Here is a 20356-nt window from a genome sequence, read left to right as displayed (position 1 = left end):
TTGATCGGGGCGTTTTTGTTTCTGCCCAATTTCCGGTTTAGCGTCGACTTTGTGGGATCTTCGGTGTCATTGAGCCCATGGCGCCCGGCGGGAATCGTTGAGGCCGACCAGATAGCTGTCCCCGCCCAACTGATTCATCTGCTGGCGAATCCACCCCGCCCGCCTTGCAACGTAAGAAGTCGGATGGCTGGCACTCCACACCCGCGGGTTCGGCAGTACCGCGGCCAACAAACTTGCCTGCTGCCGGGACAGCGAACCAGCGCCCACGCCAAAGTGATGCCGGGCCGCTGCTTCGGCGCCGAACACACCTTCATCCCACTCGACGCTATTAAGGTATACCTCAAGAATCCGCTGCTTGGGCCAGAACACTTCGATCAGCCCGGTAAACCAGGCTTCCAGGCCTTTACGCAGCCAGCTGCGGCCAGACCACAGAAACAGGTTTTTCGACACTTGCTGGCTCAGGGTGCTTGCGCCGCGAATCGAGCCGCCGCGCTCGTTATGTGCAAACGCCGCCTGAATCGCGCTGAAATCAAAGCCCCAATGCTCGGCAAACTTCTGGTCTTCACCGGCAATCACCGCGACTTTCAGGTCGTCGGAGATTTCATCCCAGGGTTTCCAGGTGCGTTGCAAATCAATCGGCTCGCCGTCGACCCAGGATTCGATCTTGCGCTCGACCATCAATGCCGTTCCCGGTGGCGGCACCACCCGAAACAGCAGAACCAACAAAACACTGCCGACCGCGAACCAGAGCAGGGCCTTTGTTAAACGACGGAAAATTAACTGCAGCATAGAGATGGCTTGGCCGAACCCGTTGAGCCGGCCATTATACAGACCCTGCTGATCGAGTCTGACTGGAGTTCTTCATGCTGCGTGGCTTTCTGATGCTTGCCGCTTTCTTCGGATTCACCGGCGTTGCCTTGGGCGCATTCGCCGCCCACGGCCTGAAAAACCGCCTGACGCCTGAGTATTTGGCGATTTTCCACACGGGCGTCACTTATCAACTGGTGCATACCCTGGCGTTGCTGGGTGTTGCATTGCTGGCCACGCAGATTCCCGGTCGTCTGATTACCTGGGCCGGCGCGTCTTTTGCTCTCGGCATTGTGTTGTTTTCCGGCAGCCTGTACCTGCTGACGATGACCGGCGTCAGCAAGCTCGGGATCGTTACACCGTTCGGCGGCCTCGCGTTTCTGGTCGGCTGGGTTTGCCTGGGGCTAGCCGCCTGGCGGCTGAGCTGACCACGCAGTCCATTTCGTGACGAATGGCTTGGGTCGCCAAGTCTGATCGGGCTAGAATGCCAGCCCCTAAAAATGATGGCGGCATTCGGCATGCGCATTCAGTTGAACGGCGAATCCCTTGAACTGCCCGACGGTGAAACCGTTGCGGCCCTGCTGACCCGTCTGGAACTGACCGGGCGCCGGGTGGCGGTCGAGCTCAATCTGGATATCGTCCCGCGCAGCCAGCACGCTGAAACCACGCTGAACGACGGCGACTCGGTCGAAGTGGTACACGCCATCGGCGGCGGCTAGCCGCCCGGCCCGAGCGGCCACAGAATCATTGTGCAAGAACCTCACCCCAACAGAGGATTTCCCATGAGCATCGTTCGTAGCGACAAGCCCTTCGTCCTGGCCGGTCGTACTTACCAGTCGCGTTTGCTGGTAGGCACCGGCAAGTACCGTGACATGGAAGAAACCCGCCTGGCCATCGAGGCTTCGGGTGCCGAGATCGTCACCTTCGCCGTGCGCCGGACCAACCTCGGCCAGAACCCGGGCGAACCGAACCTGCTCGAAGTCCTGTCGCCGGATCGCTACACCTTCCTGCCGAACACTGCCGGTTGCTACGACGCCATTGAAGCCGTGCGCACCTGCCGCCTGGCCCGTGAGCTGCTCGACGGCCACAACCTGGTGAAGCTGGAAGTGCTGGCGGATCAGAAAACCCTGTTCCCCAACGTGATCGAAACCCTCAAGGCCGCCGAAGTGCTGGTCAAGGAAGGTTTCGACGTGATGGTGTACACCAGCGATGATCCGATCATTGCCCGTCAACTGGCGGAAATCGGTTGTATCGCGGTCATGCCGCTGGCTGGTCTGATCGGCTCGGGCCTGGGGATCTGCAACCCGTACAACCTGCAGATCATCCTCGAAGAGGCGAAAATTCCGGTGCTGGTGGATGCCGGTGTCGGTACTGCCTCCGACGCCACCATCGCCATGGAGCTGGGCTGTGAAGCGGTGCTGATGAACTCGGCCATCGCCCATGCCCAGCAGCCGATCATGATGGCTGAAGCCATGAAACACGCCATCGTGGCAGGTCGTCTGGCCTACCTCGCGGGCCGCATGCCGAAAAAACTCTATGCCAGCGCCTCCTCGCCGCTGGATGGTCTGATCAAGTAAGAGCCATTGATGACTGAATCAAACGACACGCCTATCCAGCAGGAAGAAGGCGAAGAGCGCCAACACCGCCGCATCAAGAGTTTCGTGATGCGCGCCGGGCGCATGACCGAAGGCCAGCAACGCGGCCTGGAGCAGGGCGCTCCGCTGTTCGTGCTGCCTCTGGCCGATGCGCCGGTGGATTTCGACCGGGTGTTCGGCCGTTCGGCGCCGCGCTCGCTGGAAATCGGTTTCGGCATGGGCCATTCGCTGTTGGAAATGGCCGCGGCCTCGCCGGAGCAGGATTTCATTGGCGTTGAAGTTCACCGTCCGGGTGTTGGCGCGCTGCTCAATGGCGTGCTGACTCAGGGCCTGACCAACCTGCGTGTCTACGATTGCGATGCGATCGAAGTGCTCAACCGTTGCATCGCCGACAACAGCCTCGACCGCCTGATGCTGTTTTTCCCGGATCCGTGGCACAAGAGCCGTCACCACAAGCGTCGTATCGTTCAGGCATCGTTCGCTGAGCTGGTGCGCAGCAAGTTGAAGGTCGGCGGTGTGTTGCACATGGCCACCGACTGGGAGCCGTACGCCGAGTACATGCTGGAAGTGATGAACGTCGCTCCGGGCTATCGCAACCTCGCCGAAGACGGCAAGTGCGTCCCGCGCCCGGCCGAACGCCCGATCACCAAGTTCGAACGCCGCGGCGAACGTCTTGGGCATGGCGTGTGGGATCTGAAGTTCGAAAAGCAGAACTGACCGACCTGAAATCCGTAGGAGCGAGGCTTGCCCGCGAAGGGGACGCCGCGGTGTAACTGATACACCGTGTCATCGTTCTTCGCGGGCAAGCCTCGCTCCTACGGGATTTGTGTTGTGCCCGGCTTAGCGGCGGTCTGCCACAACCCCGATCAACACCAGCACCACCAACAACACCGGCGCCAGGCTGTAGTTGTTGAACTGGCTCAAGCCTTTGATGATCCATGGCGTGGCATAGATCAGTGCTACGCCGCTGCCGACCATGCACAGCAGGGCCATCAGCGGGATGCGCAAGGCGCCGGCGATGCTGCCCAGGCGTTGGTCGACCCAGCCCTTGAGGTCGGCGCCAAACAGCACGAGCAGGCAGCCCACCAGTGCCAGAGAGATTTCCGACAGGTTGCTACGGCTCCAGCGGGACACGGTGGCGAGCAGGTCGAGTACCAGATCCATTCGATTTCCTTATGTCAGAAAAGTCTGCAGCAAGTCATTGAGAAAGAGTTGTCCGCGCATCGTGGCTGCCAGACGTGACGGTTCGACCTGCAACAAGCCACTTTGTTCGGCCTCTCGGCGGCCTTCGGCAAGGCTTTCCAGGGGCAGCCCGGTGCGCTCCGTATACAACCGCGCTTCGACGCCCTCGGTCAGGCGCAAGGCGTTCATCAGGAACTCGAACGGCAGTTCTTCGTTGGTCAGCGCTTTCTCGCCAGCCTTGAAGCTTTTGGCCGGATTGAGGTAATCCTTCGGCAGGCGAGTCTTCCAGGTGCGTACGATGCGCCCGTCCGGATGGCTGAGCTTGCCGTGGGCACCGGCGCCGATGCCGATGAAGTCGCCGAAACTCCAGTAATTGAGGTTATGCCGCGCCGGACGGCCGGGCTGGGCATAGGCCGAGACTTCGTACTGCGCGTAACCGTGCTCGGCCAACAGCGCCTGGCCGGCCTCTTGAATGTCCCACAGGGCGTCATCTTCCGGCAGCGTCGGCGGCTGGTTCCAGAACACCGTGTTCGGCTCCAGGGTCAGCTGATACCAGGACAGGTGCGTCGGCTTCAGGGCGATGGCCTGGCGCAGGTCGCTCAGGGCATCGTCCAGCGTCTGATCGGGCAAACCGTGCATCAGGTCCAGATTGAAGTTGTCGAAGCCAGCCTGGCGCGCCATGTCGGCGGCACGCACGGCTTCATCGCCGTTGTGGATCCGCCCCAGCGCCTTGAGTTTTTCTTCCTGAAAGCTCTGGATACCGATCGACAGGCGATTGATGCCCAGCGCCCGGTAGGCGCGGAATTTCTCCTGCTCGAACGTTCCTGGATTGGCTTCCAGGGTGATTTCTATGTCGCTGGCAAACGGAATACGTTGCTCGACACCCTTGAGCAAACGGCCCAACGCCTCGGCGCTGAACAGGCTCGGCGTACCGCCACCAAAGAAGATCGAACTCAGTTCGCGGCCATAGACCGCATGCAGGTCCTGATCGAGGTCGGAGAGCAGGGCGTCCACATACTCTTGTTCCGGCAGCACTGGGCTGGCGGTGTGGGAGTTGAAGTCGCAATAAGGGCATTTGCGTACACACCACGGGATGTGGATGTACAGCGCCAAGGGCGGTAGCACAGGCAAAGCGGCCCGAGGCGAATGCGCGCCGCCGAAGATCAGCGGCGACGCGGACGATTCAATGGTCATTTCAAGCCCAGACGCTGGCGCAGCAGATCCATTGCACGGGCGCGGTGACTGATCTGGTTCTTGTCGCTGGGCTTAAGCTCGGCGCTGGAGCACTCGCGTTCTGGCACCCAGAACAGCGGATCGTAGCCAAAACCGTGCTCACCGCTGGCCTGGGTCAGGATGCGCCCATGCCACAGGCCTTCGCAGAGGATTGGCAACGGATCGTCGGCATGACGCACCAGCGCCAACACGCAGACGAATTGCGCGCAGCGCTCCGCTTGTGGCACGTCTTTCATGACGTCGAGCAGTTTGGCGTTATTCGCCGCATCGCCCTTGCCGTCGGCATAACGGGCCGAATAGATACCCGGCGCACCGCCGAGGAAATCCACCGCCAGCCCCGAATCGTCGGCCAAGGCCGGCAGGCCGGAAATACGCGAGGCATTGCGGGCCTTGAGAATGGCGTTTTCGACGAACGACAGGCCGGTTTCTTCAGGCTCAACGCTGCTGAACTCGCCGATCGAGCGCAAGTGCACCGATTCGCCCAGCATGGCCTGGAGTTCCTTGAGTTTGCCGGCGTTATGGCTGGCCAGTACGAGTTGCGTGAAATTGATCATTCGCCGGGGAAGAGCTCTTGGTTGAAATTGATGGTGTTGATTTTGTCACCGGTCTGCACCTTGATTTCAAAGGTGCGGATTTCCTGCTGTGGCACCGGATACTGGGCGATGTAGTAGACCGCGCCGGTTTCGGTGATCTGTTTGAACTGCAATGGGACGCTTTGGCTGGTCAGGTCTTTGACCGTCCCGCTGACTTGTGCGGTTTGCGGTTTGCCGTCCTTGATCACCGACACGTTGATCACGCCCTGGTTCTTGCTGCGGATCAGCTCGGCAGCCTTGGCGATGTCCGGTGTCAGATAAGTCGAGTTGAAGGTGTTGTAGTGCACTGTCACATCGCCAAATGTTTCCTGGCGTTCGCTTTTGATGACGTCGGCGGCCATGGCGGTGACGCTCAGGCAGGCAGTAAGTACAAACAGCGCTAGACGACCCATGATCGTTCTCCTCGAAGTGTCGTGATTCAGACCGCGACCTTGTGGTCCGGCAGACCGGGGCTGCTGACGCGATAGATACCGATCTCACCTAACAGATTAGGCCATAGCTTACTGGCCCACCCGTGTCGATGCTGTTGATCCACGGCAAGTCGATCAATGACCTTGGCTTCACGTTCGCGACACAGCGCTTCAAAGTCTTCGAAGGTGCAGAAGTGAATGTTTGGCGTGTTGTACCAGGTGTACGGCAGAAACTCCGAAACCGGCATCCGGCCCTTGCTCGCCAGGTACCAGCGGCAGCGCCAGTGGCCGAAGTTGGGGAAGGTGATGATGCACTGGCGACCGACCCGCAGCATTTCGTCGAGGATCTTGTCCGGGTAATGCACGGCTTGCAGGGCCTGGGTCATGACCACGATGTCGAAGCTGTTGCTGGCAAAGTTGCCCAGGCCCTTGTCCAGGTCCTGCTCGATGACGTTGATGCCTTTGGCCACGCACTCGGCAATGTTGTCCGGGTCGTTTTCCAGGCCATAGCCGGTGACCTGCTTGTGGTCGCGCAGCCAGGTCAGCAGCTCGCCGTCACCGCAGCCGAGGTCGAGCACGCGGCTGCCGGCGGGGATCCATTCCTGGATGATTTCCAGATCGGCTCTCATGTCTTCCTCAAAGCGATATGCGGTTCATGTAATTGCTGAAGGCCTGCAAGTAACGCGGGATCGGAATCAGGAAGGCATCGTGGCCTTGCGGAGCATCGATCTCCAGATAGCAGACGTCTTTCCTGGCCGCCATCAGCGCGTCCACCAGCTCCCGAGAGCGGGCAGGGGAGAAACGCCAGTCGGTGGTGAAGGACATCACGCAGAACTTGGCTTTCGCGCCTTCGAAGGTTTTCGCCAGGTCATCGTCGAAGTTCGCCGCAGGGTCGAAGTAGTCCAGCGCCTTGGTCATCAGCAGGTAGGTGTTGGCGTCGAATCGTCCGGAAAACTCCTCGCCTTGATAGCGCAGGTAGCTTTCGACCTGGAACTCGACACTGTGGAAGTCGTAGTTGAGCTTTTCGCTCTTCAGACCGCGGCCGAATTTTTCGCCCATGGAGTCATCGGACAGGTATGTGATGTGCCCGACCATTCGCGCCAGCATCAGCCCGCGCTTGGGGATTACCCCGTATTCCTGGAACGAACCGCCGTGGAACTCCGGGTCGGTAAGAATCGCCTGGCGTGCGACTTCGTTGAACGCGATGTTCTGCGCCGACAGTTTCGGTGCCGAGGCGATCGCCAGGCAGTGCCGCACGCGATCCGGATAGGTGATGGTCCACTGCAAGGCCTGCATGCCGCCCAGACTGCCGCCGATCACCGCCGCCCATTGGCCGATGCCGAGCAGGTCGGCAAGGCGTGCCTGGCTGTGCACCCAGTCTTCCACGGTCAGTACCGGGAAGTCGGCGCCAAACGGCTTGCCGGTTTCCGGATTGACGCTGCTGGGGCCGGTGGAGCCGTTGCAACCGCCGAGGTTGTTCAGGCTGACCACGAAGAATTTGCGGGTGTCGATCGGTTTGCCGGGGCCGATGCAGCTGTCCCACCAACCGGGTTTGCGGTCGTCGGGGCTGTGGAAGCCGGCGGCGTGATGGTGACCGGACAAGGCATGGCAGATCAGCACGGCATTGCTCGCCGTGGCGTTCAGCGTGCCATAGGTTTCATAGATCAGGTCATAAGCGGGCAGCGAACGACCGCAGGCCAGGGCCAGGGGTTCACTGAAGTGCGCCACTTGCGGCGTCACCAGACCAACAGAATCGGGGGGGAAGGCAGCTGGCATCGACCCTGCTCTCATTGAAATGAGGCGTAAGTCTAAAGACCGCTGTGGCTAGCGGCAAGCAAAGGCCGGGCCTGATTTTCCCTCGCCACATTGAGGTCAGGCCGGGCGCACCAGATCCGGCAAATCCGGCAGCTTCTTCGGCGAACAGATCCGCACCCGCTTCTGCCGGTTCAACTCGCCGCTGATCAGGCTGACCTGGCTCTTGGAAACCCCGAACGCCTTGGCCAGAAACGCCATCAGGTACGCATTGGCCTTGCCCTCGACCGGCGGCGCCGTCAGACGGATCTTCAGGCGATCACCGTGCAGCCCGGCGAAATCATCGCTGCGGGCCGCAGGTTGCAGGTGACATTCCAGAATCAGGTCATCACCGTCCCAGCGAAAGTAGCTCACCGGATCAGATCAGCAGGCGCAGGATCTGCGGCATCATGGTCAAGGCTGCGAGGTTGTTGATTACCAGCATGTCGATCAGCTTGAGCACCATGAACGCCAGGATCGGCGAGATATCCAGGCCGCCGAGGTTTGGCAGAATCTTGCGGAACGGCGCCAGGGCCGGCTCGCAGATCTGGTTCACCAGCTCGGCGCCGGGGTTGTGGCTGCCCGGCGCGACCCAGGACAGGATCACGCTGATGATCAGGGCATAGAAGAAGATATTCAGGAACAGCGCCGTTACGCCGATCAGCGACCAGATCAGCAATTGCAGCGGGTTACCGGTGGTGCCGAAGGTCAGCAGCAGGGTCAGGGCCATCAACGCCAGTTGCACGAGGATTGCCAACACCAGCGAGGACATGTCCAGGCCGAACAGGCTCGGGATGATCCGGCGCAGTGGCTTGAGCAGTGGCTGGGTGGCTTTCACGGCGAACTGGCACAGCGGGTTGTAGAAGTTTGCGCGCACCAGTTGCAGCACGAAACGCAGCAGCACGATCAGCAGGTACAAACTGCCGAGGGTTTGCAGCACGTAAATCGCTGCAGTGTTCAATCCAATCATGTAAGGCTCCTTATTTGCCCAGTTGTTCGGCCATCTCGGCCGAGCGGTGCGCGGCGGCGCCGAGTGCTTTTTCCACCAGGGCTTCGAAGCCGCCGGCCTGGAACGCTTTGATCGCCGCTTCGGTGGTGCCCGCAGGCGAGGTCACGCGGCGACGCAGTTCAGCGGCGTCGACATCACTGGCGACTGCCATGTGTGCAGCGCCCAGCGCGGTTTGCACGGTCAGTTGTGCAGCGATTTCGGGTGGCAGGCCGAGCTTCACGCCAGCGGCGGTCATGGCTTCGATCAGCAGGAAGAAATACGCAGGGCCAGAGCCGGAAACGGCGGTGACCGCGTCCAGTTGCTGTTCTTCGTCCAGCCACAAAGCGATGCCGACTGCCGACAGCAGCTCTTGGGCCTGCTGGCGTTGCTCGGCGCTCACTTGGGCCGTGGCGTACAAACCGCTCACACCCTGGCGCACCAGCGCCGGGGTGTTGGGCATGCAGCGCACGATCGGCTGGGCACCCAGCCAGTTGTTCATGCTGGCGCAGGTGATGCCGGCCGCAATCGACACCACCAGCTGGTTCGGCTTGAGGCTTGGGCGAATGGCTTCGCAAACGGCTTTCATCGCCTGTGGCTTGACCGCCAGCACGACCACGTCCACGCCCTCAATGGCTTGGGCGTTGTCGGCAAACACTTCGATGCCGTGTTCGGCTTTCACGCGGGCACGGGTTTCTTCGCCCGGATCGCTGGCGCGGATCTGCGCGGCGTCCAGACCTTTGGCGCGCAGGCCGCCGATCAGGCTGGCGGCCATGTTGCCGGCTCCGATAAAGGCAATACGAGTCTTGCTCATGTCAGGTCCTTATAGAGAGGTGAGTCAGCCATGTTCATGGTCGACTGTAATCGCGGGCGCCAAACAGGGCCGTACCGATACGGACCCAAGTGGCGCCCTGGGCGATGGCCGACTCGAGGTCGTGGCTCATGCCCATGGAAAGTGTGTCGAGTGGCAGGTTCAGGCTGGCTTGCAGGCTCTGCACGGCAGCAAAGGCGGCGTCCTGGGCGGCGCGATCTTCAGTCGGCTCGGGAATTGCCATCAGCCCGCGCAATTTCAAACGCGGCAGCGCACTGATGGCATCGGCCAGGGCGGGCAGGTCGGCCGGGGTGCAGCCGGATTTGCTGGCTTCACCACTGACGTTGACCTGGATGCAGATGTTCAAGGGCGGCAAATCGGCAGGGCGCTGTTCGGACAGGCGTTGTGCGATTTTCAAACGATCCACGGAGTGCACCCAGTCGAAATGCTCGGCGATAGCACGAGTCTTGTTCGATTGAATGGGGCCGATGAAGTGCCAGATCAAGGGCAGGTCGGCCAATTCGAGCTGTTTGCCCAAGGCTTCCTGCAGGTAGTTTTCGCCAAAGTCGCGGATCCCGGCGGCATAGGCTTCACGCAGGGCCTCGGCGGGCTTGGTTTTGCTCACGGCCAATAGCTGGATGCTGTTCTCATCGCGGTGGGCGGCTTTGGCTGCTGCCTGGATGCGTGAACTAACCTGAAGAGTGTTGTCTGCTATCGTGGACATCAAGAGGCGCCAGCGGTCTGAAGGTTCGCGGCATTCTACTGGAATTGAGGAGCGCTATGGATATCACTGAGCTGCTGGCTTTCAGCGCCAAACAAGGCGCGTCCGACCTGCACCTGTCCGCCGGTCTGCCACCGATGATCCGTGTCGATGGCGATGTGCGACGCATCAACTTGCCGGCCTTGGACCACAAGGAAGTGCATGACCTGATCTACGACATCATGAACGACCTCCAGCGGGTGGACTTCGAGAAGCATCTTGAAACCGACTTTTCCTTCGAAGTGCCCGGCGTGGCGCGTTTCCGGGTCAATGCCTTCAACCAGAATCGTGGCGCGGGCGCGGTGTTCCGGACCATTCCGTCGAAGGTCCTGAGCATGGACGATCTGGGCATGGGGGACGTGTTTCGCAAGATTACCGAAGCGCCCCGGGGCCTGGTGCTGGTGACCGGCCCGACCGGCTCCGGCAAGTCCACCACGCTGGCGGCGATGATCGATTACCTGAACAACCATCGCCATCACCACATCCTCACCATCGAAGACCCCATCGAGTTCGTCCACGAATCGCGCAAATGCCTGATCAATCAGCGTGAAGTCCATCGCGATACCCGCAGCTTCGCCACGGCCCTGCGCTCGGCCCTGCGTGAAGACCCGGACGTGATTCTGGTGGGGGAAATGCGTGACCTGGAGACTATTCGGCTGGCGTTGACCGCCGCCGAGACCGGCCACCTGGTATTCGGCACGCTACACACCACCTCGGCGGCGAAAACCATCGACCGGGTGGTGGACGTGTTTCCGGGTGACGAGAAATCGATGGTGCGCTCGATGCTCTCCGAGTCGTTGCTGGCGGTGGTGTCCCAGGCACTGATCAAGAAAATCGGCGGCGGGCGGATTGCCGCCCACGAAATCATGCTCGGCACCTCGGCGATCCGTAACCTGATCCGTGAAGACAAGGTGGCGCAGATGTACTCGTCGATTCAGACCGGTGGGTCGCTGGGGATGCAGACGCTGGATATGTGCCTGAAGGATCTGGTGACCAAGGGTGTGATCAGTCGCGAGCATGCGCGGGAGAAGGCGCGGTCGCCGGATAATTTTTGAGGGTTGGAGCGCGACCTGTGGCGAGGGGGCTTGTCGGAACGCCGCATCGCCCCGTTCGGCTGCGAAGCAGTCGCAAACTCGGGCGATGCGGTCTTTCTAGTAACGCTTGGTGGCAGGTTTTGGGGCCGCTCCGCGGCCCAACGGGGGCAAGCCCCCTCACCACAATCGGATCAGCGCTGTACGACGCGCAGTTGATTCGGTTCTTTTGGCAGAACCCGCTTGGCAACCACGTAGTGGTTATCCCAATACGGCTTCTTCAGGGTGTCGATGCTTACCGACTTGCCACGGCGTGGTGCGTGGATGAAGCGGTCGTTGCCCAGGTAGATGGCCACATGGTTGACCCGGCGGCTCTTGATGTTGAAGAAAATCAGGTCGCCTGGCTTCAGTTCGTTGCGATCGACTTTCTCACCGTGACCGCTGGCCATGGCATTGGAGGTGCGTGGCAGGTCGAAGGTCGCGTCGTTGAACGCGTATTTCACCAGGCCGCTGCAATCGAACCCTTTACTTGGGCTGCTGCCACCCCAACGATAAGGTGTGCCGAGCACGTTTACCGCGCGGCTCAACACGTTGCTGCTTTCCTTGGTCGCCATCGGCGGAACCAGCTTGCCGTTGGCGCGGCTCAGTTGGGTGGAGCGTTTTACCGTCTGTTGGTTTTTGCTCGAAGGAGCAGAAACGTGGGATTTTGGGGTGTAACCATTAACGTTCGGAAGACGTTGCTCACGATTGGTGGCGTGGGCGGCCAGGGGCAATAATAGGCAAATGGTTAGCCATGTCTTGAAAAATGGACGCATTAGGCAAGGCTCGTATGGGTTAGCGCGCAACTTTATAACAGCTTTTTTGTCCCTTCCGAGGCCGTTGGTCGATTCAACCTTGGGGTCAACGGAACCAAATAAGCGGCAATTTGGCGCAATTGTCGGACACAAGTCAGGTGTTACAAGGCTTTGACGGGACCCAAGGTAGCATTCGCCGTATGTCGGCTGCCTGTAAAAAAGTCACAAAGAATTCAAGAATATTTCTCTATCGCGTGAATCGAGGCCATCCATGAACACCTATCGACAACCCGTTTCACAACAAGACACGCACAGCAAAGTGATCGGTTACCTGCTGTGGATTTTCGGTTTTACCGGGGCTCACCGCTTCTATTACGGCAAGCCTGTGACCGGGACGATCTGGTTTTTGACCTTGGGCCTGCTGGGTATTGGCTGGTTGATCGACGTGTTCCTGATTCCGGCCATGGATCGTGAAGCAGACCTGCGCTTTACCGCCGGCCCCATCGAATACAACGTCGCGTGGATTCTGCTGACGTTCCTTGGGGTATTCGGCGTACACCGGATGTATCAGGGGAAGTGGATCAGCGGGTTGCTGTACCTGGTCACGGGCGGGTTGTTCTTTCTGGGGGTGTTGTATGACTTCTGGACGCTGAACGATCAGATTTCAATTCGTAACGCGCAGAACAGAGGCGCCTTCCAGTAAGTAGCGGCGAGGGAGCAAGCTCCCTCGCCACAGGGTTTTACGCCTGGTGGCTGATCCGCCCATCCACCAGGGTATAACGCACCACGCCCGGCAGGCTGTGGCCAATGAACGGGCAGTTTTCGCCCTTGGACAGCCAGGTTTCACCGGCCACGGTCGAGGCCGTCGGGTCAAACAGCACGATGTCTGCCGCGCCACCTACTGCCAATTTCCCTGCCGGCAGGCGCAACGCCTCGGCAGGGCCGGCACTCAGGCGTGCCAACAGCGTCGGCAGGTCGAGCAAACCGTCTTCCACCAAGGTCATCGCCAGCGGCAGCAGCAGTTCAACGCTGCTGATGCCCGGTTCGGTCGCGCCGAACGGTGCCAGCTTGGCGTCGCGCTCATGGGGCTGGTGATGGCTGGAGATGGCGGATACCACACCGGACTTCACCGCTGCCCGCAGGCCGTCGCGGTCGGCGCGGGTGCGCAGCGGCGGCTGGACGTGATAGAGGCTGCTGAAGTCGATCAGCGCTTCGTCGGTGAGGATCAGTTGATACAACGCCACATCCGCCGTGACCTTCAGCCCGCGAGCCTGGGCCTGAGCGATCAGCGCTACGCCGCGCGCGCTGGTGAGCTGGCTGAAGTGCGCACGTACGCCGCTTTGCTCGACCAGCAGCAGATCCCGGGCCAGGGCCACGGTTTCGGCGGTTTCCGGAATGCCCGGCAGACCGAGGAAGCTTGCGGTCGGGCCTTCATGGGCCAGGCCACCTTCGGCCAAGTCGTGATCCTGCGAGTTGAAAATCACCGTCAGGTCGAACGTCGCCGCGTATTCCAGCGCCCGGCACAGGGTGCGGGTGTTGCGGAAGCTCTCCAGGCCATTGCCGAAGGCCACGCAGCCGGCATCGCGCAAGGCGACCAGTTCGGCCAGCTGCTCGCCGTCCAGGCCTTTGCTCAGGGCGCCGATCGGGAAAACTTTGGTGTTGCCGGCCTCACGAGCACGGTCGAGGATCAATTCGGCCACGGCCGAGGTGTCCAGCACCGGTTTGGTTTTCGGCGGGCAGCACAGGCTGGTCACGCCGCCGGCGGCAGCTGCGCGGGTTTCGCTGGCGATCGAGCCTTTGCGGCTGTAGCCCGGCTCGCGCAGGGCAACGTTCAGGTCAACCAGGCCCGGGGCGGCCACCAGGCCCTTGGCGTCGATGGTGTCGACGGCAACAAAACCGGCCGGAGCGGCGCCAAGGGCGACGATCTTGCAGGCTTCAACATGGATGTCAGTCACTTGATCCAGGCCGCTGGCCGGATCGATAACGCGTGCGCCGAGAATGCTGAGCTTCACTGGGCGTTCTCCTGCTCGAATTGGCGCTGGGCTGTTTGCCCGCTCATGGCCATGGACAGCACGGCCATACGAATCGCGATGCCGTAGGTCACCTGGTTGAGAATCACCGAGTGCGGACCGTCGGCCACCGCCGACTCAATCTCCACCCCACGATTGATCGGCCCAGGGTGCATCACGATGGCATCGGGTTTGGCACCGGCCAGGCGCGCGGTGGTCAGGCCGAACAGGCGGTAGAACTCGCCTTCACTCGGCAGCAGGCCGCCGGTCATGCGTTCACGCTGCAAGCGCAGCATGATCACCACGTCGACGTCTTTCAGGCCTTCGGTCATGTCGGTGTAGACCTTCACACCGTATTGCTCGATGCCGATCGGCAGCAGGGTTTTCGGCGCGATCACGCGGATGTCCGGGCAGCCGAGGGTTTTCAGGGCCAGCATGTTCGAGCGCGCCACCCGCGAGTGCAGGATGTCGCCGACGATGGCCACCGAGAGGTTTTCGAAGCCACCCTTGTGCCGACGAATGGTGAGCATGTCGAGCATGCCCTGGGTCGGGTGCGCGTGACGGCCGTCGCCACCGTTGATGATCGCCACTTGCGGGCAGACATGTTCGGCAATGAAGTGCGCCGCGCCAGAATCACCGTGACGCACGACGAACATGTCGGCGGCCATGGCTTCGAGGTTGCGCAGGGTGTCGAGCAGGGTTTCGCCCTTGCTCGCCGATGACGTGGACACGTTCAGGGTGATCACGTCGGCCGACAGCCGCTGGGCCGCCAGTTCGAAGGTGGTGCGGGTGCGGGTGGAGTTCTCGAAGAACACATTGCACACGGTCTTGCCGCGCAACAACGGGACTTTCTTCACCGCCCGGGCGCCGACTTCGAGGAACGAGTCGGCGGTGTCGAGGATTTCCGTCAGCAGCTCGCGGCGCAAACCGTCGAGCGAGAGGAAGTGGCGTAGCTGGCCCTGATCATTGAGCTGCAGCGGGCGCTTGGTTTCTAGAGGCGTCATCGCGAGGGGGACTCTCAATAGGGCGAATTAAAGGGCGAGGTCTTGCAGTTCGAGCTTGAGTTCCGGACCGGACAACTTCACCCGTTCGTGGGCCGCCAGTGACAGGGTCGCTCCGACTATATTCGGGCGGATCGGCAGCTCAGCGGCGTCCAGGTCCAGCAGGCACACCAGCGTCACGCTGGCCGGGCGGCCGTAGTCGAACAGTTCGTTCATCGCGGCGCGGATGGTCCGACCACTCATCAGTACGTCGTCGATCAGCACCAGATGCTGGCCTTCGATCTCGAAGGGCAGCGCCGAAGGGCGTACTTGCGGGTGCAGGCCGCTCTGGCTGAAGTCGTCGCGGTAGAAGGACACATCAAGGGTGCCCAGCGGCGCGTCGCTGCCCAACTCCTTGAGCAACGCCTGAGCGACCCAGATGCCACCGGTCCGAATACCGATATAACGCGGTTCGCTGATGCCACGGTTTTCCAGGTAAGCCTTGAGACGGATCGCCATCTGGCTGATCAGTTCGGCGGGATTAGGCAGGCTCATGGTTTGCTCCTTCTTGGTCCCGAGCCCTGCTTTTGGGGTATAGCGCCTGGGTGGGGGCTCGGGTTGTAGCTAAAAGAGACGCGCAGCGACTCGTCAGGATCAGGTGCTTGAGGATTCGAACAGTGCGGTGTTTTCGTCGAGCCAGCCTTGCAGTAGCAGGGCGGCGGCGATGGCATCGACCGGGTTGTCGCGGTAACTGCCTTTCTGGCCGCCACGGACCAGGCGTTCGCCTTTGGCCTCGAAGGTGGTCAGGCGTTCGTCGTGAGTATAGAAGGGCAGGTTGTAGCGGCCGTTCAGGCGCCGGGCGAATTTTTCGGCCCGCAGGCACATGTCGCTGGGCGTGCCGTCCATGTTCAACGGCAGGCCGACCACCACGGCGTCGGGTTTCCACTCTTTGATCAGGGCTTCGACCTGATTCCAGTCGGGAATGCCATTTTGTGCCTTCAAGGTGCACAGCTCGCGGGCCTGGCCGGTAATCACCTGGCCGACCGCAACGCCGATCTGCTTGGTGCCGTAGTCGAAACCCAGAATCAGCCGCAGGGCCATCAGGCGTGCCCCGCCTGGCTGGTGAGCAGGCTGAGGTTGATACCCAGGTGCTTGGCCGCCGCTTCGAGACGTAACTCGCTGCTGGTGTTGAACAGGATGTCGGCATGGAACGGGCAAGTCAGCCAGGCGTTGTCGGCCAGTTCGGCTTCCAGTTGCCCGGCTTCCCAACCGGCATAGCCGAGGGTGATCAAACTTTTCGCGGGGCCGACGCCATCGGCGATGGCGAACAGCACGTCCTGGGAGGTCGACAGCGACAACTCGCCATCCAGATCAACGGTAGCCTGATAGGTTTTTCCCGACGGGTGCAGGACAAAGCCGCGATCGGTTTGCACCGGGCCGCCGATAAAGATCGGCACGTGCTGGCAGAGCACTGGCGGTTCGATATCGGGGCGCAATTGCTCGAGGATATCGGCCAGGTTCAGGTCCTGCGGACGGTTGACCACCAGCCCCATGGCACCATTGGCCGTGTGCTCGACGATGTAGGTCAAGGTGTGCGCAAAGTTCGGGTCGGCCATGTGGGGCATGGCGATCAGGAAGTGATGCTTGAGGTAGCTGGGGCTGACGTTCTTCATGAGCGCTAGTGTGGCGTTGGAGGGGCGAACTGACAAGCTGAGGATGCACAGGAAATGCCTGTGCAGGTGTCTTTTTGATCCGGGCTTGCCCGCGAAGACATTGGCTCGATCACTGCAAATCTTCCGGCTAATTACTGGACAACCGGTCCCCGCGCGCAAACCTCCAGGTGCGGATGATTTCCAGGCGGTCGATGTCCGACAGATCCCCGGTAAACGGTGCGAACGGCGCGGCCAGCCGCACGATGCGCTGCGCCGCCTGATCCAGCAGCGGTTGGCCGGACGATTCCAGCACCAATACTTCATACAGCGAGCCGTCGCGATTGATCGAGACCATCAGGCGCAAATTGCCATAAATCTGTTTGCGTCGGGCCTCGTCGGGGTAGTTGAGGTTGCCAATGCGCTCGACCTTCTTGCGCCATTCATCCTTGTACCAGGCACCTTTGTCGCGCATGGTCGACGCGGCGCTCAAGCGGTGGATGCGCGGGCGTTTGGCGTACAGCTGTTGCTCGTTGGCCAGTTCCGCTTCCAGGCTGGCGATGTCGCTGGACAACTGTGAGCTGTCGAAGGTCGGTGCTTCGACCTTGGGCTTGGTCTCGGTCTTGACGTCTTCCTGCTTGGTCGCGGCTTTTTTCGGCTTCGGCGCGACAGTCGTCACGGCGGCCTTGGGCGCGGCTTCCTGCACTTGGGGTTTGGCGGTTGGCGGCGGAGTGACCGTCTGCACCTTGTTGTCCTGGAAGGGCGCGACCTCGGTGGTCTTTGGAATGGCCTTTTTATCCAGGGTGCCGCTGCCTTGCTGATTCTCTTGAGCGAGGAAATCGGCTTTTTTCGGCTTGGTTTCGCTTTTGAAGGTGGCGAGGGTGATTTCCAGGGTTTTGCTGATTTGCTTGGGTTCGACCATGGTGAACCCGACGCCCAACAGCAAGGCCAGGTGAATCAGCGCCGCGAGAAACAGGGTAAAACCGAGGCGATCAGCCGGGCGCACGCCACGATGGGCGAGTTCAGGGGGCAGATCGGACGGGAGTGTCATGACAAGAAAACCAACATCGCGTTTTTTACAGGCCGGCGATGATAACGCAATGTTGGTTGTCTCTTGGCTGTTCTCGATCAACGAGCCTTGAGCTTCTGATCGATGGCATCCATCAACTGGCCGCCGATGTCGGTGCCGAACGCGTTATCGATCTCGCGAATGCAGGTCGGGCTGGTGACGTTGATTTCGGTCAGGTGCTCACCGATCACGTCGAGACCGACGAACAGCAAGCCCTTCTCGCGCAGGGTCGGGCCGACTTGCGCGGCGATCCAGCGATCTTTCTCGGTCAGCGGTCGGGCTTCGCCACGGCCACCGGCGGCGAGGTTGCCACGGGTTTCGCCTGCTGCCGGAATCCGCGCCAGGCAATAATCCACAGGCTCGCCGTCGATCATCAGGATGCGCTTGTCGCCATCAACGATCGCCGGCAGGTAGCCCTGGATCATGATCTGCTGTTTGCCATGCAGGGTCAGGGTTTCAAGAATCACCGACAGGTTCGGGTGGCCGGCGGTATGACGGAAGATCGACGAACCGCCCATGCCGTCCAGCGGCTTGAGGATCACGTCACCGTGATGGTCGGCGAATTCACGCAACACGTCCGGGCGACGGCTGACGATGGTCGGCGGCGTGCACTGCGGGAACAGCGTGGCGAACAGCTTCTCGTTGCAGTCACGCAGGCTTTGCGGCTTGTTGACCACCAGCACGCCAGCGTTCTCGGCTTGCTCCAGCAGGTAAGTGGAGTAGACGAACTCCATGTCGAACGGCGGATCCTTGCGCATCAGAATCACGTCCAGGTCGCTCAGCAGTGCGTCGGATTCGGCGCCCAGCTCGAACCACTTGTGCGGGTCGGCGAAGACTTTCAGCGGACGCATCCGCGCGCGCGCCTGGCCCTCGGCCTGATACAAATCGCGCTGTTCCATATAGAACAGTTCCCAGCCACGCTTTTGCGCGGCCAACAGCATGGCCAGCGAGCTATCCTTTTTATAGGAGATGCTGGCGATAGGATCCATGACAATCCCGACGCGAACGCTCATGGGGTTTTCCTCGAAATTGGGGTGGAAAGTGCGATGAAAAAGTGGCGTCAGAGTGGCGCTGAGTGGGTTCCCGGTCAAGGAAAAACCACCGCACAGGTCACCCGATAGATTGGACGGGGAGACTGTGCTAAAAAGGCTGCCATGCCGTCTTGGCCCTTGAGTATCAAGGGTTTCGGGCCGCAAACGGACAAATTGATTCACAAAGGCGACGGTAGAGCCCCTATGGAACAGCATTCCAGCGCCTTGAAGGTCATGGTGATCGATGATTCGAAAACGATTCGTCGCACCGCCGAAACGCTGTTGAAAAACGTGGGCTGTGAAGTCATCACCGCAATCGATGGTTTCGATGCCCTGGCCAAGATTGCCGACAATCACCCAGGCATCATCTTTGTCGACATCATGATGCCGCGTCTGGATGGCTATCAGACCTGCGCGTTGATCAAGAACAACAGTGCGTTCAAGTCCACGCCAGTGATTATGCTGTCGTCCAGGGACGGGTTGTTCGACAAGGCCAAGGGGCGGATCGTCGGCTCCGACCAGTTTTTGACCAAGCCTTTCAGCAAGGAAGAACTGCTGAACGCGATTCAGGCCCACGTACCGGGCTTTGCTGTCGTTTCGCCGCAGTAGGACACGCACAGTGACGCTCGGCCAGTGGGCCTTGCGTCGACAAGAATGGGGAAGACCATGGCACGTATTCTGATCGTCGATGATTCGCCGACCGAAATGTACAAACTGACCGGCATGCTCGAAAAGCACGGTCATGAAGTGTTGAAAGCCGAAAACGGCGCCGACGGCGTGGCCCTGGCCCGCCAGGAAAAACCCGACGCGGTACTGATGGACATCGTCATGCCCGGCCTCAACGGTTTCCAGGCGACCCGTCAGCTGACCAAAGACCCGGAAACCGGGCACATCCCGGTGATCATCATCACCACCAAGGATCAGGAAACCGACAAAGTCTGGGGCACGCGCCAGGGCGCCAAGGACTACCTGACCAAACCGGTCGATGAAGACACCCTGATCAAGACGCTGAACAACGTGCTGGCCGGTTGATCGTCCGGCCATGACCGAGTCGCTGACGGCCTTCGAACTGCTGCTGCAGATTGATCAACGTTGTCGTCTGCTGGCGGCGGACCTGCCGTCCCAGCCGACTCGACAGGACAGCTGGAGCGGCATCGGTTTTCGCTTGGGCGAGCACGGGTACGTCGCGCCCATGGGCGAAGTCAGCGAAGTCCTGCACGAACCGCGCGTTACCCAAATGCCGGGGGTCAAGCCCTGGGTCAAGGGCGTAGCGAACCTGCGTGGGCGGCTGCTGCCGATCATGGATGTGTACGGCTTCTTTTATGGTTATGAGGCCGGCCATGAACTGTCGGCCCTGCGCAAGCAGCGGCGGATACTGGTGGTGGAGCACAACGACGTGTTCGCCGGGTTGCTGGTCGATGAGGTCTTCGGCTTGCAGCACTTTGCCCAGGACAGCCTGGAGCCGGTGCCCATGGACGAGCTGCAGGGGCCGATCGCGCCGTTCGTCAAAGGCCGCTTTCAGCGTGAACAGAATTGGCAGGTGTTCAGCCCGTTTGCGTTGGCGCAGTCGCAAGGTTTCATGAATGTAGCGCTGTAGCCGGGGAGTAGGTTGAATTGGGCAGGACA

The 20356-nt window shown here is 60.9% G+C and carries 28 protein-coding genes; 9 read left to right on the top strand and 19 right to left on the bottom strand.

Annotation, left to right across the window (positions count from 1 at the left end; genetic code table 11):
- Nucleotides 1-66 precede the first annotated feature (66 nt).
- Nucleotides 67-789 (bottom strand): monofunctional biosynthetic peptidoglycan transglycosylase, encoded by a 723-nt coding sequence (gene mtgA, locus PGR6_RS26905; protein ID WP_018928696.1) that lies wholly within the window; start codon nt 787-789, stop codon nt 67-69.
- Between the two features lie 74 nt (nt 790-863).
- Between mtgA and PGR6_RS26900 the strand changes: the two genes are divergently transcribed.
- The 4 genes from PGR6_RS26900 (at nt 864) to trmB (ending at nt 3119) form a co-directional block, all read left to right on the top strand.
- On the top strand, nt 864-1235 hold the full coding sequence (locus tag PGR6_RS26900) for a DUF423 domain-containing protein (RefSeq protein ID WP_019580607.1): 372 nt from the start codon (nt 864-866) through the stop codon (nt 1233-1235).
- Nucleotides 1236-1325: 90 nt separating this feature from the next.
- Nucleotides 1326-1526 carry a sulfur carrier protein ThiS gene (gene thiS, locus PGR6_RS26895; protein WP_007897898.1) on the top strand — a complete coding sequence of 67 codons (201 nt, stop codon included), beginning with the start codon at nt 1326-1328 and terminating at the stop codon, nt 1524-1526.
- 63 nt (nt 1527-1589) lie between these two features.
- The gene (locus PGR6_RS26890; RefSeq protein WP_007939343.1) at nt 1590-2384 is read left to right on the top strand and encodes a thiazole synthase; all 795 of its coding nucleotides are present in this window, start codon (nt 1590-1592) and stop codon (nt 2382-2384) included.
- 9 nt (nt 2385-2393) lie between these two features.
- Entirely contained in the window at nt 2394-3119 is a 726-nt protein-coding gene (gene trmB, locus PGR6_RS26885; RefSeq protein ID WP_064620954.1) for a tRNA (guanosine(46)-N7)-methyltransferase TrmB, read from the top strand.
- Between the two features lie 123 nt (nt 3120-3242).
- Here trmB and PGR6_RS26880 read toward each other — a convergent pair whose 3' ends face one another.
- The 10 genes from PGR6_RS26880 to PGR6_RS26835 form a co-directional block, all read right to left on the bottom strand.
- Nucleotides 3243-3566 (bottom strand): DUF3392 domain-containing protein, encoded by a 324-nt coding sequence (locus PGR6_RS26880; RefSeq protein ID WP_018928699.1) that lies wholly within the window; start codon nt 3564-3566, stop codon nt 3243-3245.
- 9 nt (nt 3567-3575) lie between these two features.
- Entirely contained in the window at nt 3576-4778 is a 1203-nt protein-coding gene (gene hemW / locus PGR6_RS26875; RefSeq protein ID WP_064620952.1) for a radical SAM family heme chaperone HemW, read from the bottom strand.
- Nucleotides 4775-5371, bottom strand: a complete 597-nt coding sequence (gene rdgB, locus PGR6_RS26870) for an RdgB/HAM1 family non-canonical purine NTP pyrophosphatase (protein ID WP_064620950.1) — start codon at nt 5369-5371, stop codon at nt 4775-4777. Before rdgB ends, hemW begins: the two co-directional genes overlap by 4 nt.
- Nucleotides 5368-5802 (bottom strand): DUF4426 domain-containing protein, encoded by a 435-nt coding sequence (locus tag PGR6_RS26865; RefSeq protein ID WP_018928701.1) that lies wholly within the window; start codon nt 5800-5802, stop codon nt 5368-5370. Before PGR6_RS26865 ends, rdgB begins: the two co-directional genes overlap by 4 nt.
- Before the next feature lie 26 nt (nt 5803-5828).
- Entirely contained in the window at nt 5829-6449 is a 621-nt protein-coding gene (metW, locus tag PGR6_RS26860; RefSeq protein ID WP_007939351.1) for a methionine biosynthesis protein MetW, read from the bottom strand.
- A 7-nt stretch (nt 6450-6456) separates the two neighbouring features.
- Nucleotides 6457-7596, bottom strand: a complete 1140-nt coding sequence (gene metX / locus PGR6_RS26855) for a homoserine O-succinyltransferase MetX (protein WP_018928702.1) — start codon at nt 7594-7596, stop codon at nt 6457-6459.
- A gap of 96 nt (nt 7597-7692) precedes the next feature.
- Nucleotides 7693-7986 carry a DUF167 domain-containing protein gene (locus PGR6_RS26850; protein ID WP_007987815.1) on the bottom strand — a complete coding sequence of 98 codons (294 nt, stop codon included), beginning with the start codon at nt 7984-7986 and terminating at the stop codon, nt 7693-7695.
- Nucleotides 7987-7990: 4 nt separating this feature from the next.
- Nucleotides 7991-8581, bottom strand: a complete 591-nt coding sequence (locus PGR6_RS26845; RefSeq protein ID WP_019580613.1) for a YggT family protein — start codon at nt 8579-8581, stop codon at nt 7991-7993.
- A gap of 10 nt (nt 8582-8591) precedes the next feature.
- The gene (proC, locus tag PGR6_RS26840; RefSeq protein ID WP_018928705.1) at nt 8592-9410 is read right to left on the bottom strand and encodes a pyrroline-5-carboxylate reductase; all 819 of its coding nucleotides are present in this window, start codon (nt 9408-9410) and stop codon (nt 8592-8594) included.
- A gap of 34 nt (nt 9411-9444) precedes the next feature.
- Nucleotides 9445-10131 carry a YggS family pyridoxal phosphate-dependent enzyme gene (locus PGR6_RS26835; RefSeq protein ID WP_018928706.1) on the bottom strand — a complete coding sequence of 229 codons (687 nt, stop codon included), beginning with the start codon at nt 10129-10131 and terminating at the stop codon, nt 9445-9447.
- A 56-nt stretch (nt 10132-10187) separates the two neighbouring features.
- Here PGR6_RS26835 and PGR6_RS26830 point away from each other — a divergent pair, with 56 nt between their 5' ends.
- Nucleotides 10188-11222: a type IV pilus twitching motility protein PilT gene (locus tag PGR6_RS26830; protein WP_064620948.1), complete on the top strand. Its 1035-nt coding sequence runs from the start codon at nt 10188-10190 to the stop codon at nt 11220-11222.
- Nucleotides 11223-11392: 170 nt separating this feature from the next.
- On the opposite strand, the gene PGR6_RS26825 is transcribed toward PGR6_RS26830, so the two are convergent.
- Nucleotides 11393-12013 (bottom strand): C40 family peptidase, encoded by a 621-nt coding sequence (locus tag PGR6_RS26825; protein WP_018928708.1) that lies wholly within the window; start codon nt 12011-12013, stop codon nt 11393-11395.
- 250 nt (nt 12014-12263) lie between these two features.
- Between PGR6_RS26825 and PGR6_RS26820 the strand changes: the two genes are divergently transcribed.
- Nucleotides 12264-12695 carry an NINE protein gene (locus PGR6_RS26820; protein WP_018928709.1) on the top strand — a complete coding sequence of 144 codons (432 nt, stop codon included), beginning with the start codon at nt 12264-12266 and terminating at the stop codon, nt 12693-12695.
- Nucleotides 12696-12732: 37 nt separating this feature from the next.
- On the opposite strand, the gene PGR6_RS26815 is transcribed toward PGR6_RS26820, so the two are convergent.
- From PGR6_RS26815 to gshB, 7 genes are all read right to left on the bottom strand, one after another.
- Nucleotides 12733-14004 (bottom strand): dihydroorotase, encoded by a 1272-nt coding sequence (locus PGR6_RS26815; RefSeq protein ID WP_018928710.1) that lies wholly within the window; start codon nt 14002-14004, stop codon nt 12733-12735.
- Nucleotides 14001-15005, bottom strand: coding sequence for an aspartate carbamoyltransferase catalytic subunit (locus PGR6_RS26810; RefSeq protein WP_007939362.1), 1005 nt, complete (start codon nt 15003-15005; stop codon nt 14001-14003). Before PGR6_RS26810 ends, PGR6_RS26815 begins: the two co-directional genes overlap by 4 nt.
- A 27-nt stretch (nt 15006-15032) precedes the next feature.
- Entirely contained in the window at nt 15033-15536 is a 504-nt protein-coding gene (pyrR, locus tag PGR6_RS26805) for a bifunctional pyr operon transcriptional regulator/uracil phosphoribosyltransferase PyrR (RefSeq protein ID WP_018928711.1), read from the bottom strand.
- Nucleotides 15537-15635: 99 nt separating this feature from the next.
- Complete coding sequence (gene ruvX, locus PGR6_RS26800; protein WP_018928712.1) at nt 15636-16082, bottom strand: Holliday junction resolvase RuvX; 447 nt, start codon at nt 16080-16082, stop codon at nt 15636-15638.
- On the bottom strand, nt 16082-16654 hold the full coding sequence (locus tag PGR6_RS26795) for a YqgE/AlgH family protein (RefSeq protein WP_018928713.1): 573 nt from the start codon (nt 16652-16654) through the stop codon (nt 16082-16084). Before PGR6_RS26795 ends, ruvX begins: the two co-directional genes overlap by 1 nt.
- Nucleotides 16655-16781: 127 nt before the next feature.
- The gene (locus PGR6_RS26790) at nt 16782-17681 is read right to left on the bottom strand and encodes an energy transducer TonB (RefSeq protein WP_026286615.1); all 900 of its coding nucleotides are present in this window, start codon (nt 17679-17681) and stop codon (nt 16782-16784) included.
- Between the two features lie 77 nt (nt 17682-17758).
- Nucleotides 17759-18712 (bottom strand): glutathione synthase, encoded by a 954-nt coding sequence (gene gshB / locus PGR6_RS26785; protein WP_018928715.1) that lies wholly within the window; start codon nt 18710-18712, stop codon nt 17759-17761.
- Between the two features lie 222 nt (nt 18713-18934).
- Between gshB and pilG the strand changes: the two genes are divergently transcribed.
- Genes pilG through PGR6_RS26770 form a run of 3 tightly spaced genes read left to right on the top strand, consistent with a single transcriptional unit; the run spans nt 18935 to nt 20327 of the window.
- Nucleotides 18935-19339: a twitching motility response regulator PilG gene (pilG, locus tag PGR6_RS26780; RefSeq protein ID WP_007897954.1), complete on the top strand. Its 405-nt coding sequence runs from the start codon at nt 18935-18937 to the stop codon at nt 19337-19339.
- A 57-nt stretch (nt 19340-19396) separates the two neighbouring features.
- Nucleotides 19397-19762: a twitching motility response regulator PilH gene (pilH, locus tag PGR6_RS26775; RefSeq protein WP_007897961.1), complete on the top strand. Its 366-nt coding sequence runs from the start codon at nt 19397-19399 to the stop codon at nt 19760-19762.
- Nucleotides 19763-19772: 10 nt separating this feature from the next.
- Entirely contained in the window at nt 19773-20327 is a 555-nt protein-coding gene (locus PGR6_RS26770) for a chemotaxis protein CheW (protein WP_018928716.1), read from the top strand.
- Nucleotides 20328-20356 lie beyond the last annotated feature (29 nt).

It is taken from the genome of Pseudomonas sp. GR 6-02 (assembly GCF_001655615.1).
Classification (GTDB): Bacteria; Pseudomonadota; Gammaproteobacteria; order Pseudomonadales; family Pseudomonadaceae; genus Aquipseudomonas.
Note: the sequence above shows the minus strand (reverse complement) of the source record. Positions and strands in the feature narration are given on the sequence as shown.

What these genes read in the sequence shown, in the direction of transcription:
- PGR6_RS26830 (WP_064620948.1), top strand. Translation starts at nt 10,188, where the DNA reads ATGGATATCACTGAGCTGCTGGCTTTCAGCGCCAAACAAGGCGCGTCC.
- PGR6_RS26790 (WP_026286615.1), bottom strand. Translation starts at nt 17,681, where the DNA reads ATGACACTCCCGTCCGATCTGCCCCCTGAACTCGCCCATCGTGGCGTG.
- PGR6_RS26835 (WP_018928706.1), bottom strand. Translation starts at nt 10,131, where the DNA reads ATGTCCACGATAGCAGACAACACTCTTCAGGTTAGTTCACGCATCCAG.
- PGR6_RS26865 (WP_018928701.1), bottom strand. Translation starts at nt 5,802, where the DNA reads ATGGGTCGTCTAGCGCTGTTTGTACTTACTGCCTGCCTGAGCGTCACC.
- metX (WP_018928702.1), bottom strand. Translation starts at nt 7,596, where the DNA reads ATGCCAGCTGCCTTCCCCCCCGATTCTGTTGGTCTGGTGACGCCGCAA.
- rdgB (WP_064620950.1), bottom strand. Translation starts at nt 5,371, where the DNA reads ATGATCAATTTCACGCAACTCGTACTGGCCAGCCATAACGCCGGCAAA.
- metW (WP_007939351.1), bottom strand. Translation starts at nt 6,449, where the DNA reads ATGAGAGCCGATCTGGAAATCATCCAGGAATGGATCCCCGCCGGCAGC.
- proC (WP_018928705.1), bottom strand. Translation starts at nt 9,410, where the DNA reads ATGAGCAAGACTCGTATTGCCTTTATCGGAGCCGGCAACATGGCCGCC.
- PGR6_RS26890 (WP_007939343.1), top strand. Translation starts at nt 1,590, where the DNA reads ATGAGCATCGTTCGTAGCGACAAGCCCTTCGTCCTGGCCGGTCGTACT.
- PGR6_RS26825 (WP_018928708.1), bottom strand. Translation starts at nt 12,013, where the DNA reads ATGCGTCCATTTTTCAAGACATGGCTAACCATTTGCCTATTATTGCCC.
- trmB (WP_064620954.1), top strand. Translation starts at nt 2,394, where the DNA reads ATGACTGAATCAAACGACACGCCTATCCAGCAGGAAGAAGGCGAAGAG.
- PGR6_RS26880 (WP_018928699.1), bottom strand. Translation starts at nt 3,566, where the DNA reads ATGGATCTGGTACTCGACCTGCTCGCCACCGTGTCCCGCTGGAGCCGT.
- PGR6_RS26845 (WP_019580613.1), bottom strand. Translation starts at nt 8,581, where the DNA reads ATGATTGGATTGAACACTGCAGCGATTTACGTGCTGCAAACCCTCGGC.
- pyrR (WP_018928711.1), bottom strand. Translation starts at nt 15,536, where the DNA reads ATGAGCCTGCCTAATCCCGCCGAACTGATCAGCCAGATGGCGATCCGT.
- gshB (WP_018928715.1), bottom strand. Translation starts at nt 18,712, where the DNA reads ATGAGCGTTCGCGTCGGGATTGTCATGGATCCTATCGCCAGCATCTCC.
- PGR6_RS26795 (WP_018928713.1), bottom strand. Translation starts at nt 16,654, where the DNA reads ATGAAGAACGTCAGCCCCAGCTACCTCAAGCATCACTTCCTGATCGCC.
- thiS (WP_007897898.1), top strand. Translation starts at nt 1,326, where the DNA reads ATGCGCATTCAGTTGAACGGCGAATCCCTTGAACTGCCCGACGGTGAA.
- ruvX (WP_018928712.1), bottom strand. Translation starts at nt 16,082, where the DNA reads ATGGCCCTGCGGCTGATTCTGGGTTTCGACTACGGCACCAAGCAGATC.
- PGR6_RS26900 (WP_019580607.1), top strand. Translation starts at nt 864, where the DNA reads ATGCTGCGTGGCTTTCTGATGCTTGCCGCTTTCTTCGGATTCACCGGC.
- PGR6_RS26810 (WP_007939362.1), bottom strand. Translation starts at nt 15,005, where the DNA reads ATGACGCCTCTAGAAACCAAGCGCCCGCTGCAGCTCAATGATCAGGGC.
- PGR6_RS26770 (WP_018928716.1), top strand. Translation starts at nt 19,773, where the DNA reads ATGACCGAGTCGCTGACGGCCTTCGAACTGCTGCTGCAGATTGATCAA.
- mtgA (WP_018928696.1), bottom strand. Translation starts at nt 789, where the DNA reads ATGCTGCAGTTAATTTTCCGTCGTTTAACAAAGGCCCTGCTCTGGTTC.
- PGR6_RS26820 (WP_018928709.1), top strand. Translation starts at nt 12,264, where the DNA reads ATGAACACCTATCGACAACCCGTTTCACAACAAGACACGCACAGCAAA.
- pilH (WP_007897961.1), top strand. Translation starts at nt 19,397, where the DNA reads ATGGCACGTATTCTGATCGTCGATGATTCGCCGACCGAAATGTACAAA.
- pilG (WP_007897954.1), top strand. Translation starts at nt 18,935, where the DNA reads ATGGAACAGCATTCCAGCGCCTTGAAGGTCATGGTGATCGATGATTCG.
- hemW (WP_064620952.1), bottom strand. Translation starts at nt 4,778, where the DNA reads ATGACCATTGAATCGTCCGCGTCGCCGCTGATCTTCGGCGGCGCGCAT.